The following is a 13,856-nucleotide window of genomic DNA, read 5'->3' as shown; positions in this document are numbered from 1 at the left end:
GGACCACAGCATGACGAACATCTTTATCATTGGTATGGGCCTAATTGGGGGCTCATTGTCCCTTGCTTTGAAAAATGATTCAACCTTTCACCGGCTAGGCTATGATATTTCAGAGGACGAAACGAATATGGCACATCAATTAGGGGTTATTGATGAGCGTGTGACACGTTTACAGGATGGTGCTGAACGTGCGGACGTCATTATTATTGCCACGCCAGTTGGTGTGACAATAAAGATTATGGAACAGCTAAGTACGATGGCACTGAAAAAAGGCGTCATCTTAACAGATGTAGGCTCGACGAAACGAACAATCGTCGAGCAAGCAGAGCGACTGTTACCATCTGTGTGCTTTATTGGTGGACATCCGATGGCTGGCTCGCATAAGTCTGGTGTTACGGCAGCACAAGAACATTTATTTGAAAATGCGTTCTATCTTTTAACACCAACCGCAGAGACGTCTCGGGATGAATTGATTTCATTGAAAAATATTCTAAAATTGACGAAGGCGCGATTTATTGAACTAGATGCAAAGCGACACGATCGACTTGTTGGTGTTGTCAGCCACTTTCCTCACATTGTAGCAGCTGGACTCGTACATCAACTTGAAAAGATGCAAGCAACAGATGATCAAGTGACTGCACTTGCTGCTGGAGGTTTTAAAGACATTACAAGAATTGCCTCAGCAAGCCCTATTATGTGGCGTGATATTTTAGTACATAATAAAGAAGAAATGATTCGATTAATGAATGAGTGGCAGCAAGATATGGATGGCATACGTGAATTAATTGAAAACGAGGATCATGAGAGCATCTATCATTTCTTTGCAGGAGCCCGTCAGGTTCGTGAAGGTTTACCGCAGAAGTCTCGCGGGGCAATTCCGGCATTTTACGACTTATATGTGGATGTTCCGGATCATCTCGGAGTCGTTTCGGATGTTACCTATGTCCTTGCAGAAAATAAAATTCATCTGACCAACATTCGAATTCTCGAGGCAAGAGAAGATATTATGGGTGTTTTACGTTTGAGCTTCCGCTCGGAAGAAGATCGAACTCACGCTCGGACGGTCCTAATGGAACGGCATTATCAAATTTACGAACAATAGTGACAAGCGTCTGGTCAAGTAGGTCAGGCGCTTGTATAAAAAAAACCCCCTTGAAAACGCTTACGTTTTCAAGGGGGTTTAGCTATAAAAGCTAAAATGTATGGATAGGAGTGGAGAGAAACCATACGCTAATTAGATAATAAAAGAAAACGCTTACAAAGTCAATACTATTCATAAAAATCTTTTGTTTTTTTTCTGAAACAGAAAGGTTGCCCCTGCGACGAGCGATCATATAAAATAAACATATATCGTTTGTTACGAAAAGGAGCAAGAACATTTATGTTGAAAGAACATGTTTTTTCTAAAATAGAGGCTGGAAACATTGAAGCTGCTTTAGCGTATTTAGCTGAACATGCTCTATCAGACAACCACCAAATTCGGTTTGAAGTGGCTGAGCTCTATTACGAACTTGGGCACATTCGTGAAGCACGAACCATTGTGGAAGAACTTCGGTCACTTTATCCAGATGAAGGCTCTTTAGCCATTCTTTCAGCGGAAATGATGATTGACGAAGATCAAGAGGATGCAGCCATTGAATTACTATTAGAAGTTGGCGTAAAAGATGACAGCTTCGTACAAGCACAACTATTGCTTGCCGATTTGTATCAATTGCAAGCTCTTGATGAAGTTGCCGAACAGAAGTTACTTGCCGCCTTGCAAAAAGACCCTGAAGAAATGATCCTTATTTATGCGCTAGGTGAATTCTATTTAAATCAAGGGGCATACAATAAGGCGATTCCGTATTTAAAACAATCTCTTCATGCTCAATTAGGTGAAGTGAACGTTGGATTATCATTGGCAGAAGCATATAGCGGAAATGGTCAATTTGAAGAGGCCTTGCATTTGTATCATCAACAGGAAACAAATAAAATGACGCCTGATCAGTTATTCAGCTTTGGGTTTACTGCTTATCAACAAGGTGATTATCCAGTTGTTATTGAACAGCTCGGTGCGGTAAAAAGTTTAGATGCGGATTTTACAAGTGTTTATGTGCCACTTGCAAAAGCATATGAGGCTGAAAATCGTTTAGATGAGGCATTTGAGACGTTGAAAGATGGTATTCGAATGGATGAATTTAATGACCAACTCCCAATGATGGCTGGTCAAGTGTTGACAAAAATGAATGACCTCGTCGGTGCTGAGCAATACTTTCGACAAGCTTTGGCGTTAAACCCTTCAAATATGACTAGCATACAAGCACTTGCTGCATTATTGAAGGAAGAAGAAAGAGCAGAAGAGCTACAAGAGCTTATTGAATATGTACAAGAGCATGGTGAACATGATCCTGTACTAACGTGGTACCACGCTTTTGCTAAAGCACAATTGGAATCGTATGAAGAAGCCCGTCTATTATATGAAGAAGCGGAACCGTTTTTTAAGGAAGATGCTGACTTTTTAATTGAATATGGCTACTTTCTCTTAGAAGAAGGAAAACGTCAAAAAGCAGCTGTGTTCTTTAGACAAGCGCTATACGTTGATCCGACAAGAACAGACTTAATCGAGCTTATTGACCAGCTCCAACACGAGGAATGACAAGATTTGTTGAAAAGAATTCAAGTCGATAGAAAAGGGAATGCTGTATCTTAAGGCGAAAAGTACAAGAGAATCTTTTTTGGTGCTTTTATAAAAGGAAAGGGGAGAAAGCAATTGGGTAGCATTATTCCTGTAATGGATAAAAAGTCTTTTTTGCGTAGTTTCCTCAAACGACATCAATTAAAACGCCGTGAGTGTGCTTGGTTGCTAAATTATTTAATGAACGATGATAGCTTAATGGAACGAGTTCATTTTTTAGATCGTTCTGATGAAACACCAAAGGCACTTGTTATTTCTGCTCAAGGGATCGACACAGTTCCATTTTCGTTTCGAAAGCAGCATCACGTGACAACAGACTGTGAAAAAGCGTTTCATGATATTCGCTTAAATCATACGGAAGAGATTTACATTGAACTTCATTTTAAAGACCAAGAACTTCATGCGCAGTACCTAGCGGTTCTTGAAGACAACCCGTATTTACCGGAAACAAAAGAACGAAAGCAACGGTTTGAAACAGAGGCTGATGTTGTTTTAACAGAAAGCATTCGCCAATTTCAGTTAAAAAAAATAAATGAGGAAATTAATCAAGCGTTAGATGCGCATGATAAAGACGCGTTTCTCGCCTTAACAGAAAAACTAAATCATTTATTAAAAAACTCCTAAAACAGAGCCCGAAGGCTCTGTTTTTTTTGGTATACTAGAAAAGAGGAAGGAAGTGGTCAGATGCGCTTTAGAACCGAAGACACCGATACGTATTTACAATCCCGAGATTATGTTGATACAGCCATTGTACCCCTTGTGAAAGTATCGTTAACGGCAGATATTAAGTCAACCATTCAAGCGACTGAATTTACAACAATTTTGAGTGAGGAAATGGAACGTCAATTTCGAGGACGGGTTATGCTGTTCCCACCATTTAGCTATCATGATACCGAATCAGCCGAAGGGAAAAAAGAGCGGCTACACCTTTGGCAGACGGAATTAGAGGGCGCTGGATTCAACTACATGATTTTGCTAACATCAGATGCGAATTGGAAGCAGGATGAACAAGCATTAGAGCCGTTACAATTGGTGTACGTACCATCAATTGCTCTTGAATACATTGAACAAAAAAACAGAAAAAAAGTCATGGATGATCAAATGCAACAAATTTTACCGTTAATTACGGGGTTATGGCAAAAAAAACGCTGAAAGCGCTATTCTAACTCATATTGCTTAATGTATGCGGTTATAGTATGATAGTAACGTCCTAGTATTAATCTGTATGATACCAAGCTAAACTTGGTCGATTTTGAACTGTTAGGAGGTTTAGAAGTGAGCGAAAGAGAGCACAAAGTTTCGAGACGGCAATTTTTATCGTACACGCTCACAGGAGTAGGTGGATTTATGGCTGCAGGTATGTTAATGCCCATGGTTCGTTTTGCCCTTGATCCTGCATTAAAAGCAGGCGCTGAGTCTTCTATGGAAGCGGTATGCGAGCTAGACGATTTAACAGATACGCCGCAGCGATTCACATGGAGCTTTAGCCAACAAGATTCTTGGTATGAATCAACCGTTGAGCAAGAAGCATACATCTATTTAGATGGCGACGACGTTATCGCGCTTTCATCAGTTTGTACACACTTAGGTTGTACAATTGCTTATAACGAAGATGAGAGCGAATTTGCGTGTCCGTGCCACGGTGGTCGATTTACAGAGGATGGTACAAACGTACCTGGTACACCACCACGTCGACCGTTAGATGTGTTTGAAGTCAGTGTTGAAAATGGAACCGTATACCTTGGAGAGGTAAACCGAAGAGACTAGGAGGGACGCAAAAATGCTACAAAAAATTTATGATTATGTGGACGAGCGTCTAGATATTACTCCTATGTGGCGTGATATTGCGGATCACGAGGTGCCTGAGCACGTTAACCCGGCTCATCACTTTTCGGCGTTCATATACTGTTTCGGTGGATTAACATTCTTCGTAACGGTCATTCAAATTTTGTCAGGAATGTTTCTGACAATGTATTACGTACCAGATATTGTTAATGCCCATGCATCGGTGTATTTTTTACAAAATGATGTTGCGATGGGACAAATTGTTCGCGGTATGCATCACTGGGGTGCGAGTTTAGTTATTGTCATGATGTTTCTACATACTTTACGTGTATTCTTCACTGGTTCGTATAAAAAACCACGTGAGTTAAACTGGGTGGTTGGTGTATTGATTTTCTTCGTTATGCTTGCGCTTGGTTTAACAGGTTACTTGTTACCTTGGGATATGAAAGCATACTTTGCAACCGTTGTAACACTTGAAATTGCTGAAAGTGTTCCGATTATCGGGGACTTCACAAAAGCGTTACTTGCTGGTGGTGACATCGTTGGTGCTGCGACGTTAACACGTTTCTTTGCCATACATGTATTTTTCTTGCCAGCGGCACTACTTGGACTATTAGGTGCACACTTTATTATGATTCGTAGACAGGGAATCTCTGGACCTCTATAAGAGAACCCACATTTGATAAAAAAGGAGGGAAATTCATGCATCGAGGCAAAGGGATGAAATTTGTCGGCGATTCTCGTGTGAAAGTAGACGGACGTAAAGTGAATGTGCCAAAGGATTACTCGGAATATCCGGGTAAGACTGAAGCGTTTTGGCCGAACTTTTTACTTCGAGAATGGATGGTTGGTGCTGTTTTTCTAATGGGGTTTCTTTGTTTAACCCTAGCCCATCCAGCTCCTCTTGAGGCAATTGCCGACCCGTTAGAAGCATACATACCGTTACCGGACTGGTATTTCTTATTTTTGTATCAATTACTTAAATATGAATTTGCTTCTGGAGATTTTAATACATTAGGAACGGTTGTCATTCCTGGTATTGCATTTGGTGCCTTACTACTTGCACCATGGCTTGACACATCAAAAGAGCGTCGTCCGCACAAACGCCCAATTGCAACAGCATTAATGTTGCTTGGTGTAGCATCTGTCATCTTTTTAACGTGGGAGTCTGTTGATCAGCACGATTGGGAAACAGCAGCACAACAAGGGCAGCTTGTTATTGCGGAAGATGTTGATTTTGATACCGAGGCTGAAGGGTATGAAATCTATACAAATAACGAATCTTGTATCAGTTGTCATGGTGATCAGATGACTGGTGGTGCAGGTGCACCAAACCTCTTAGAGACAGAGAAATCTGCTGAAGAAGTGATGGACGTTATTGTAAATGGTCAAGGCGCTATGCCAGGTGACTTGTTTGAAGGAACCGATGAAGAGCTCGAAATTTTAGCAGAATTCATTGCGAACCACGGACAAGATTCTGAGGAATAAGATTAGAGAGAGCCACCTTAGAGGTGGCTCTTTTTACATAGGGGTGTAAAGATGCTTGCGTATTTATTTGGATGGTTAACTAAGAGGTCAACACTAATGCTGTTATTGGTCGTAAATGCTCTTGGGACGATCTACGGCTTTTACTGGTATGGGAATCAACTGGCACAAACACCTTGGCACTTTATACCATTTGTACCAGATAGTCCAACAGCTAGCCTGTTTTTTGTTGTTGTACTAGTCGCATTTCTAATGAAAAAGAACGTAGGTCTGATAGAAGCATTAGCTGCTGTCACTTTGCTGAAATATGGGATTTGGGCGGTTGTGATGAATACGTTTCAAGTAATGGAAGGCGCACCGATGCATTGGCAAATTCTAATGCTCAATCTTTCTCACGCTGGTATGGCGCTTCAAGCACTTCTTTTCTTACCCTTTATGCGGATTAAAGCATGGCACCTTGGGGTTGCTCTTACTTGGACAGTAGTCAATGATGTCATTGATTATGTTTTCGGGATGCACCCCTGGATTAGCAGTGTCATTATGCCTTATATACAGCAGATTGGTGTATTTACATTTTTATTAGGTTTGGCTTCGGTTATGCTTGTCTACTTATTAAATGTTCGCAAACGTGCGCTTCGGTTAAACTTGCCTTAATACAACAGGTCTACTCTTGTCCTTCCTCTCATAGACTAACAATCAGAGGAGGGAACGAGCGATGTGGCGAACGATTTTAGTAGCAGTGATCTTGAGCGTTTTGTTGTTGCCTGTATTCAGTGATGCAGTTGAGGACAAGAACCCAACTTGGAATGAATTTGATGGCTTAGCAGGTCAATTACTTCAACAACTAAAGCAAGGCGATATAGATGATGCAAAGCAAACGGCTTTAGTGTTATCCGATGAGATGGATGTCTATCCTTTCTCTGAAGAGGAATGGACTCTTTCATCAATGCGCACACTAGTAACGACGTTTGAATCTGCTTATGATGCGCTGTTTGCAGAGGATGTCACGGTTGAGGAACAAGTGCGCTTGGCAATGGCGCTCAGGCTTAGTACAGATGCTGTTCAGCAAGTAAATCAACCGTTGTGGAATCAAATGGATCGACAATTGTTGGATAGTTTAGATCGAATTAGTGCAGTGAATGACCCGTTTCAATCGCAACAATATATGTATGAGGTCAATCGCACGTTACAACTGTATGATACGGTTCGTCCTGCTGTTTTAATTTCAAAAGGGTATGAGCAAGTAAGTGAGCTTGATGCCATGCATCATAAGCTTCAAGAACAACAGCTGTCTCAAGCTGAAATTGACAATCATCTCGATGTGATGCGCCATGAATACTTAGCGCTATTTGCTTTCTCCTCTGTTGAAACCGTTGACCCTGGCTTATATGTGGTCATGTTTATTATTGGCACACCTGTATTTTTAACACTGAGCTATGTTGGGTTTCGGAAATTTAAGGGGCAACGTAAGAAAGTAAAACAGAACGAATAGAGTGAGCGTCTAGTTTGACTTATTTTGACGTTCATCTTATGATAGAACTATATTTATTAAGCTAAAGAGGTGACTTCATAGTGAGTTTAGGTGGTTATTTAATATACCTCGCTCTTCTTCTCATTATTCCGATGATTGCACAAGGAAAAGTGAAAAGTGCTTACAATAAGTATTCACAAATTCGCAATTCGTCTGGAATGACAGGAGCAGAAGTAGCAAGAAAAATCTTGAACGATAACGGATTGCATGACGTAGCCATTGAAGAAACAAAAGGCGAACTTTCTGATCACTATGATCCGAAAGCGAAAACCGTTCGATTGTCTACAAATAATTATCATAAACCTTCTGTCGCAGCAGCGGCAATTGCCGCTCACGAAGTGGGTCACGCTATCCAAGATGCAGAAGAATATGCTTTTTTGAAATTTCGTAGCGCACTTGTACCAGCGGCTCAACTTGGGACGAGCTTAGGGCAGTGGCTCATTATGATTGGTTTGCTCATTACCCTTTTTGGATCAGCATCCCCAACTATTTTGCTAGCAGGAATTGTCATGTTCTCGGCTGCTGTACTGTTTCAAATTGTCACGTTACCAGTTGAGTTTAATGCATCCAACCAGGCAATGGCACAAATGGTATCGAGCGGCATTATTCGTAACGATGAAGAACGTGAGACAAAGAAAGTATTAAATGCCGCAGCGATGACGTATGTTGCTGCAGCCCTTGTAGCGGTTATGGAGCTTGCTCGTCTCATTTTAATTTACTTGGCACAACGAGACTAACAAACCAGAAAAAACGCTAGCGACTGTCGCTAGCGTTTTTTTAGTCCACGCGTAAAGGCATCTTGTTATCATCGAGGGTAAACCCTTCACCAGCGGCTTCCGTCACATCATTGATTGCCATAAACGCATGAGGATCAATTCGATGAACGATAGAACGTAAGCGAACGGTTTCATTTCGTGCAACGACACAATACAAGATTTCTTTATCGTTACCAGTAAAGGACCCTTTTCCCTTTAATGCGGTAGCGCCTCGCCCCATCTCTCGCAAAATCGCTTCCGATATTTGTTCTAAATCATCAGATATAATAAAAGCAGCCTTAGCGGAATACGATCCTTGTTGAATAAAATCGATGACTTTGGCGGCGATAAAAACATAAACGATTGTATACATGGCTTCTCTAAGATCAAGATAAAGAAGAGAAATCACAATGACACAGGAATCAAATACTAAGAAAGTTCTGCCAATGCTCCAACCGAAATAGCGCAAGCATAGTTTTGCAATAATATCAGCTCCGCCAGTTGTACCACCAAAACGGAAAACGATACCGAGACCGACCCCAACGATAGCACCTGCAAACAAAGCAGCAAGCATTAAATCATCTGCCAGTGCTGTGGAGAAAGGAATACGTTGAAATAAGTCTAAGAAAAGCGATAAACTAAATGTGCCAATGAGAGTGTAAAAGAATGTCGTCCGCCCAAGCATTTTCCAGCCAATAAAAAACAAAGGGATGTTAATAAGTAAGTTTGAAATAGCGGGATTAAACTGAAACAAAAAGTAAAGCAGGAGCGTAATGCCTGTAACGCCTCCATCAGCTAAATTGTACTGCATATTAAAATAAACGAGTCCAAAAGCCATTAATGCTGTACCGAGCAAGATAAATACAATGTTCTTAATGTGCTTACTCATAAAACAGTCTCCTTTACAATCAGTGCTCTACTAGTGTACTCAAACGAACGAAAAAAAGATAGCAGGCAATGAATTTTAATTGCGGATTCAGCGCGAATTCGCTAGGATAAGGTAGAAGGGAAGTGGACGTATGGATAATCAAAAAACAATGGCACACATGCAGCAAGAAGTCGATGCCTATATTAGCCAATTTAAGGAAGGTTATTTTAGTCCACTCGCCATGATGGCGAGACTAACAGAAGAACTTGGTGAACTAGCGCGAGAAGTAAACCATACATACGGCGAGAAGCCGAAAAAAGAAACGGAAAAAGAAAAAGCAATGGAAGAAGAGGTAGGCGACGTTTTGTTCGTTCTTATTTGTCTCGCCAACTCGTTGAACATTGATTTAGAGGAAGCCCATACACGCGTTATGAATAAATTTACTACCCGCGATGCTGATCGTTGGACAAAGATAGAAGAAGGAGATCAACGGAATGATTAATATTGTAGTAGCTGGACCTAGAGGAAAGATGGGCTATGAAGCTGTTCAGCTTTGTGAAAGAGATCAAGACTTAAACCTCGTTGCAGTCGTTGATTCAAAGCATAATGGGAGAACGTTAAACGAATTAGAAGGGTTTGGTAATTTGGAAGTACCGATTTATTCGGATATGGAAGAGTGTTTTAGCAATCATGAAGTTGATGTGTTAGTCGATCTAACCACACCAGCTTTCGGTAAAAAACATATGCAGATCGCCCTTGCCCATGGTATACGACCAGTAGTCGGTACAACTGGATTTACAGATACAGACATTCAGGAATTAACACAGCTTGCTGAAGAGAAAGAGCTTGGAGCGATTATTGCCCCCAATTTCGCCATCGGTGCGATTTTAATGATGAAGTTTTCGCAGTTAGCTGCTCGCTATTTAACCGATGTGGAGATTATTGAACAACATCATGATCAAAAGTTAGATGCTCCGTCTGGAACAGCGATTAAAACCGCTCAACTCATTGCCACTGAAAGAGAAGAAAAGCAGCAAGGGCATAAAAATGAAAAAGAAGACCTCGCTGGTGCTCGTGGAGCAAATTTTGAGGGGATGCGCATTCATAGTGTTAGGCTTCCAGGCAGAGTCGCACATCAAGAAGTGCTCTTTGGCGGTGAAGGACAACTATTATCTATTAAACATGACTCATTAAACCGCCGAAGCTTTATGCCTGGTGTGAAGCTATCCATTGAGCATGTGCTCAAACTAGATACGCTTGTTTATGGACTTGAAAATTTAATTGACTAAGAGGTGATAGAGTTGAAAGTTGCGTTAATTGCTCACGATAAGAAAAAGCAAGACATGGTAAACTTTTGCGTTGCGTATGAACCAATCCTTGTGAACCATGAGCTTTATGGAACGGGTACAACTGGTTCAAGAATAATGGAAGCCACGAAGCTACAAGTGACTCGCTTTAAATCAGGTCCCCTCGGTGGTGACCAGCAAATTGGAGCGCTCGTTGCAGAAGATGAATTTGATTTAATTTTATTTTTCCGCGACCCGTTAACGGCACAGCCCCACGAGCCAGATGTAACAGCTCTCATTCGCCTATGTGATGTTAAAGCTGTTCCACTTGCAACCAATATTGGTACAGCAGAAGTGCTTATAAAAGGACTCGAGCGTGGTGATTTTGAATTTCGATCTGTTCAAAAAACCAATCGACCAACATTGTAGTCTTTACGCCTGCCAGAAAAAGGGAGAGATACGGTCTTCCCTTTTTTTCATGACGATAGAAAGGGAGAATGGGCATGTCGACTTATCATTGTGATTTACTAGCAGTTGGAGCTCATCCAGATGACATCGAAATCGGCATGGGTGGAACAATTGCGAAATATGTGAAGGAAGGCTATCAGTGTCATTTTTTAACGTTAACACGAGCGGAGTTATCATCGAATGGTGATGTTTATACAAGGCAAAAGGAAGCAGAGGCAGCAGCAAACATACTCGGTGTTCAACATCGGGTGCAATTGAACGTAAAGGACCGCGGTCTGAAAAGCATGACTGATGAAGACAAAAATGAACTAATAAGAATCATTCGAGCAAAAAAACCACGTTTTATTTTTGTCCCTTTAGAAGATCGTCATCCAGACCATGGTAACTGTGCAACGATTATGAAGGAAGCCATTTTCGATGCTGGTATTAAAAATCGCTTACCAGGTAGCGAACCGCACAAAATTGAGGCTTGCTTTAGCTATTTTATAAATGGCTTTGCGCAACCGGATTTTGTAATGGATGTTAGCACAGTCTATAAAGAAAAAATGGCTGCCTTACAAGCCTATCAAAGTCAATTTCATCCAAAAGATGGCGTTTTAACACCGTTAACCGATGATTATCTTGAATCAGTCATGGATCGAGATCGCTTGTTTGCAAAAGAAGTTGGTTTAACCTATGCAGAGGGGTTTAAAACGCACCGCCCTTTAAAGATGGCAAATTTATTTGAAAGGTGAATGGACATTGAAACCAAAGAAAATTGGCATTAGCTGTTATCCTACAGTTGGTGGTTCAGGAGTAGTTGCAACAGAATTAGGGAAGCAGCTCGCCTCAAGGGGACACGAAGTTCACTTTATTACAACAGAAATTCCGTTTCGTCTTGACGATAAAGTTTATCCGAACATTTTTTTTCATGAGGTGGAAGTGAACCAATATGCTGTTTTTAAACATCCACCTCACGATTTAACAGCGGCAAGTAAATTAGCAGAAGTCATTCGCACTCATGAACTTGATATTTTACATGTTCACTATGCTGTTCCCCACGCTGTTTGTGCCATTTTGGCAAAACAAATGAGCGGACGATCTATTAAAATTATGACAACTTTACATGGCACGGATATTACCGTACTAGGTTTTGATCCGTCTCTTCAACCGTTAATTCGCTTTGGGATTGAACAATCGGATTGTGTAACCGCAGTCTCACATGATTTAGTTCGCCAAACGAAAGAGTTAGTCGAAACGTCGAAATCAATTGAAACGGTATACAATTTTGTGGATGAAGATGTGTATTACCCTAAACCAGTCGAAGGACTCGCAGCTCATTACGGTATTTCAAGAGATGAACGTGTTCTCATTCACATCTCGAATTTCCGACCTGTTAAACGCATTCTCGACGTCTTAAAAAGCTTTTCGCTTATTTTAAATAAAGCGAAAGCGAAACTACTGCTCATTGGAAACGGCCCAGAATTACCAATTGCCAGACAATACATAAAAGAACATGGGCTTGAGGAAAATGTACTTGTTTTAGGTAATCAGAAACATATCGCTGAGCTTTTATCAATGAGTGACGTTATGCTTTTATTAAGTGAAAAAGAAAGCTTCGGGCTTGTGGCATTAGAAGCCATGGCATGTGGTGTACCTGTTGTAGGTACAGCAATTGGTGGCATTCCAGAAGTCATTGAAGATGGAGCGACTGGTTACCTTGTCCCTGTAGGTGACGTAGAATTTGTTGCAGAGCGAGTACTTCAGTTGCTTCAAGACCAAGCCACTCATCAACGCTTTCGCGAACGTGCGTTAAAGCGAGTGAAGCAGGAATTCTACTCGCAGCGGATTGTTAGTGAATATGAGCGATTGTACGAAAAAATGTTGCAGGAAGATGGGACAATGGATGAATAAGCACGTTGAACAATGCCTGCAAACACTACATGAAAAGGGATATGAGGCATACCTAGTTGGAGGAGCCGTTCGTGATTACTTACTAGGACTTAAGCCAAAAGATTTTGATATCACCACAAGCGCTTCACCTGAACAAATTGAAGCGTGTTTTCATAAAACGATTCGAATTAATGAACGTTTTCAAACGGTGCTTGTTTATCAAAGTAACGTACAAATAGAAGTGTCGACCTTTAAAGGACATACCTTTGTCGATGATATTCAAGCACGAGATTTCACAATCAATAGTTTAGCGTACAGCCTTAAAGACGGCGTATTGGACTTGGTAAACGGAACATCTGACTTGACTAATAAGTGTATTCGGTCCTATCGACCTGAAGAGATCCTACAGTCCGATCCGCTTCGCATCCTTCGAGCGGCACGGTTTGTCAGTACATTGGGCTTTCATGTAGAAAAGGAAACGTTGCAAGCATGTCAAAAGTATGCCAATGGTCTTACCGCTGTTGCACGGGAGCGAATGGCAGTAGAATGGGTTGGGTTACTAAAAGGCGGTTACAAACATAAAGCATTTTCTTTTTTGGAAACGATACGTTTAGAGGAAGTACTCCCTTTTTTAACCCTTCATCCTTTCGTCTATAATGTACTTAAATCGAATGAGTCTGTTTCGTGGGACTCGGATGTAAGGGCGTTAGTGGAATATTGCCTAATTGCTGGTACAACAGATATGCTGGCTGCTCTACCGTTTTCCAAGCAGGTGAAAAAACAAGTGAAGCAACGCTATCATATGTATCATTACCGTCTGAATCAGCAATGGTCAGATTGGGAATTGTATCAGGCTGGACTAAGTATGGCAATAGAAGTCGAGAAGATTCGGGAAGGTCGAGGAATGGATTTTGAAGCACTAGAGAAAATGAAAAATCGCTACCAAGAATTGCCTATCCAATCAAAATCAGATTTAGATCTAACGGGAAGAGACTTAATTGAGGAACTAAACAAAAACCCAGGTCCATGGGTAAAGGCGGCTCTAGAACAACTTCAAAAGGCTGTAGTTGAACGGGTTGTTCCAAATGAACGAGACGCTCTAATCCATTACTACATGCGAGAGAGTGAGTAA

The 13,856-nt window shown here is 41.2% G+C and carries 17 protein-coding genes; 16 read left to right on the top strand and 1 reads right to left on the bottom strand.

Going from position 1 to position 13,856, the window contains the following annotated elements:
• Nucleotides 1-10 precede the first annotated feature (10 nt).
• From PQ477_RS18975 to PQ477_RS18930, 10 genes are all read left to right on the top strand, one after another.
• Complete coding sequence (locus PQ477_RS18975; RefSeq protein WP_144559064.1) at nucleotides 11-1,102, top strand: prephenate dehydrogenase; 1,092 nt, start codon at nucleotides 11-13, stop codon at nucleotides 1,100-1,102.
• A 279-nt stretch (nucleotides 1,103-1,381) separates the two neighbouring features.
• A complete protein-coding gene (locus PQ477_RS18970; protein WP_274272695.1) occupies nucleotides 1,382-2,635 on the top strand; it encodes a tetratricopeptide repeat protein in 1,254 nt (417 codons plus the stop codon).
• Between the two features lie 114 nt (nucleotides 2,636-2,749).
• Nucleotides 2,750-3,298, top strand: coding sequence for a ReoY family proteolytic degradation factor (locus tag PQ477_RS18965; RefSeq protein WP_035398383.1), 549 nt, complete (start codon nucleotides 2,750-2,752; stop codon nucleotides 3,296-3,298).
• Nucleotides 3,299-3,358: 60 nt separating this feature from the next.
• Nucleotides 3,359-3,826 (top strand): YpiF family protein, encoded by a 468-nt coding sequence (locus PQ477_RS18960; RefSeq protein WP_144559061.1) that lies wholly within the window; start codon nucleotides 3,359-3,361, stop codon nucleotides 3,824-3,826.
• Between the two features lie 123 nt (nucleotides 3,827-3,949).
• Nucleotides 3,950-4,441: a Rieske (2Fe-2S) protein gene (locus PQ477_RS18955; RefSeq protein WP_035398381.1), complete on the top strand. Its 492-nt coding sequence runs from the start codon at nucleotides 3,950-3,952 to the stop codon at nucleotides 4,439-4,441.
• A gap of 13 nt (nucleotides 4,442-4,454) precedes the next feature.
• A complete protein-coding gene (gene qcrB, locus PQ477_RS18950; RefSeq protein ID WP_035398380.1) occupies nucleotides 4,455-5,126 on the top strand; it encodes a menaquinol-cytochrome c reductase cytochrome b subunit in 672 nt (223 codons plus the stop codon).
• Nucleotides 5,127-5,161: 35 nt separating this feature from the next.
• The gene (locus PQ477_RS18945) at nucleotides 5,162-5,947 is read left to right on the top strand and encodes a menaquinol-cytochrome c reductase cytochrome b/c subunit (RefSeq protein ID WP_144559060.1); all 786 of its coding nucleotides are present in this window, start codon (nucleotides 5,162-5,164) and stop codon (nucleotides 5,945-5,947) included.
• 51 nt (nucleotides 5,948-5,998) lie between these two features.
• On the top strand, nucleotides 5,999-6,598 hold the full coding sequence (locus PQ477_RS18940) for a DUF1405 domain-containing protein (RefSeq protein ID WP_274272694.1): 600 nt from the start codon (nucleotides 5,999-6,001) through the stop codon (nucleotides 6,596-6,598).
• A gap of 61 nt (nucleotides 6,599-6,659) precedes the next feature.
• Nucleotides 6,660-7,436, top strand: coding sequence for a sporulation protein YpjB (locus tag PQ477_RS18935; protein ID WP_144559059.1), 777 nt, complete (start codon nucleotides 6,660-6,662; stop codon nucleotides 7,434-7,436).
• An 80-nt stretch (nucleotides 7,437-7,516) separates the two neighbouring features.
• Complete coding sequence (locus PQ477_RS18930) at nucleotides 7,517-8,212, top strand: zinc metallopeptidase (RefSeq protein WP_035398373.1); 696 nt, start codon at nucleotides 7,517-7,519, stop codon at nucleotides 8,210-8,212.
• Nucleotides 8,213-8,252: 40 nt separating this feature from the next.
• Here the strand turns inward: PQ477_RS18930 and PQ477_RS18925 are convergent, their stop codons facing one another.
• Nucleotides 8,253-9,119: a YitT family protein gene (locus tag PQ477_RS18925; RefSeq protein WP_035398370.1), complete on the bottom strand. Its 867-nt coding sequence runs from the start codon at nucleotides 9,117-9,119 to the stop codon at nucleotides 8,253-8,255.
• A gap of 130 nt (nucleotides 9,120-9,249) precedes the next feature.
• Between PQ477_RS18925 and PQ477_RS18920 the strand changes: the two genes are divergently transcribed.
• The 6 genes from PQ477_RS18920 (at nucleotide 9,250) to PQ477_RS18895 (ending at nucleotide 13,856) form a co-directional block, all read left to right on the top strand.
• Complete coding sequence (locus PQ477_RS18920) at nucleotides 9,250-9,600, top strand: nucleotide pyrophosphohydrolase (RefSeq protein WP_035398368.1); 351 nt, start codon at nucleotides 9,250-9,252, stop codon at nucleotides 9,598-9,600.
• Complete coding sequence (gene dapB, locus PQ477_RS18915; RefSeq protein WP_274272693.1) at nucleotides 9,593-10,387, top strand: 4-hydroxy-tetrahydrodipicolinate reductase; 795 nt, start codon at nucleotides 9,593-9,595, stop codon at nucleotides 10,385-10,387. Before PQ477_RS18920 ends, dapB begins: the two co-directional genes overlap by 8 nt.
• Nucleotides 10,388-10,399: 12 nt before the next feature.
• Nucleotides 10,400-10,813 (top strand): methylglyoxal synthase, encoded by a 414-nt coding sequence (locus tag PQ477_RS18910; RefSeq protein ID WP_035398364.1) that lies wholly within the window; start codon nucleotides 10,400-10,402, stop codon nucleotides 10,811-10,813.
• A gap of 74 nt (nucleotides 10,814-10,887) precedes the next feature.
• Complete coding sequence (gene bshB1 / locus PQ477_RS18905; protein ID WP_274272692.1) at nucleotides 10,888-11,586, top strand: bacillithiol biosynthesis deacetylase BshB1; 699 nt, start codon at nucleotides 10,888-10,890, stop codon at nucleotides 11,584-11,586.
• 7 nt (nucleotides 11,587-11,593) lie between these two features.
• Nucleotides 11,594-12,745, top strand: a complete 1,152-nt coding sequence (gene bshA / locus PQ477_RS18900; RefSeq protein WP_274272691.1) for an N-acetyl-alpha-D-glucosaminyl L-malate synthase BshA — start codon at nucleotides 11,594-11,596, stop codon at nucleotides 12,743-12,745.
• Nucleotides 12,738-13,856 (top strand): CCA tRNA nucleotidyltransferase, encoded by a 1,119-nt coding sequence (locus PQ477_RS18895; protein ID WP_274272690.1) that lies wholly within the window; start codon nucleotides 12,738-12,740, stop codon nucleotides 13,854-13,856. The genes bshA and PQ477_RS18895 overlap by 8 nt, the downstream gene beginning before the upstream one ends.

This window comes from Shouchella hunanensis (assembly GCF_028735875.1).
Classification (GTDB): Bacteria; Bacillota; Bacilli; order Bacillales; family Bacillaceae_D; genus Shouchella; species Shouchella hunanensis.
Note: the sequence above shows the minus strand (reverse complement) of the source record. Positions and strands in the feature narration are given on the sequence as shown.

Coding starts and splice junctions, on each gene's coding strand:
- qcrB (WP_035398380.1), top strand. CDS start 4,455: ATGCTACAAAAAATTTATGATTATGTGGACGAGCGTCTAGATATTACT.
- PQ477_RS18960 (WP_144559061.1), top strand. CDS start 3,359: ATGCGCTTTAGAACCGAAGACACCGATACGTATTTACAATCCCGAGAT.
- dapB (WP_274272693.1), top strand. CDS start 9,593: ATGATTAATATTGTAGTAGCTGGACCTAGAGGAAAGATGGGCTATGAA.
- PQ477_RS18920 (WP_035398368.1), top strand. CDS start 9,250: ATGGATAATCAAAAAACAATGGCACACATGCAGCAAGAAGTCGATGCC.
- bshB1 (WP_274272692.1), top strand. CDS start 10,888: ATGTCGACTTATCATTGTGATTTACTAGCAGTTGGAGCTCATCCAGAT.
- PQ477_RS18945 (WP_144559060.1), top strand. CDS start 5,162: ATGCATCGAGGCAAAGGGATGAAATTTGTCGGCGATTCTCGTGTGAAA.
- PQ477_RS18970 (WP_274272695.1), top strand. CDS start 1,382: ATGTTGAAAGAACATGTTTTTTCTAAAATAGAGGCTGGAAACATTGAA.
- PQ477_RS18895 (WP_274272690.1), top strand. CDS start 12,738: ATGAATAAGCACGTTGAACAATGCCTGCAAACACTACATGAAAAGGGA.
- PQ477_RS18935 (WP_144559059.1), top strand. CDS start 6,660: ATGTGGCGAACGATTTTAGTAGCAGTGATCTTGAGCGTTTTGTTGTTG.
- PQ477_RS18975 (WP_144559064.1), top strand. CDS start 11: ATGACGAACATCTTTATCATTGGTATGGGCCTAATTGGGGGCTCATTG.
- PQ477_RS18940 (WP_274272694.1), top strand. CDS start 5,999: ATGCTTGCGTATTTATTTGGATGGTTAACTAAGAGGTCAACACTAATG.
- PQ477_RS18925 (WP_035398370.1), bottom strand. CDS start 9,119: ATGAGTAAGCACATTAAGAACATTGTATTTATCTTGCTCGGTACAGCA.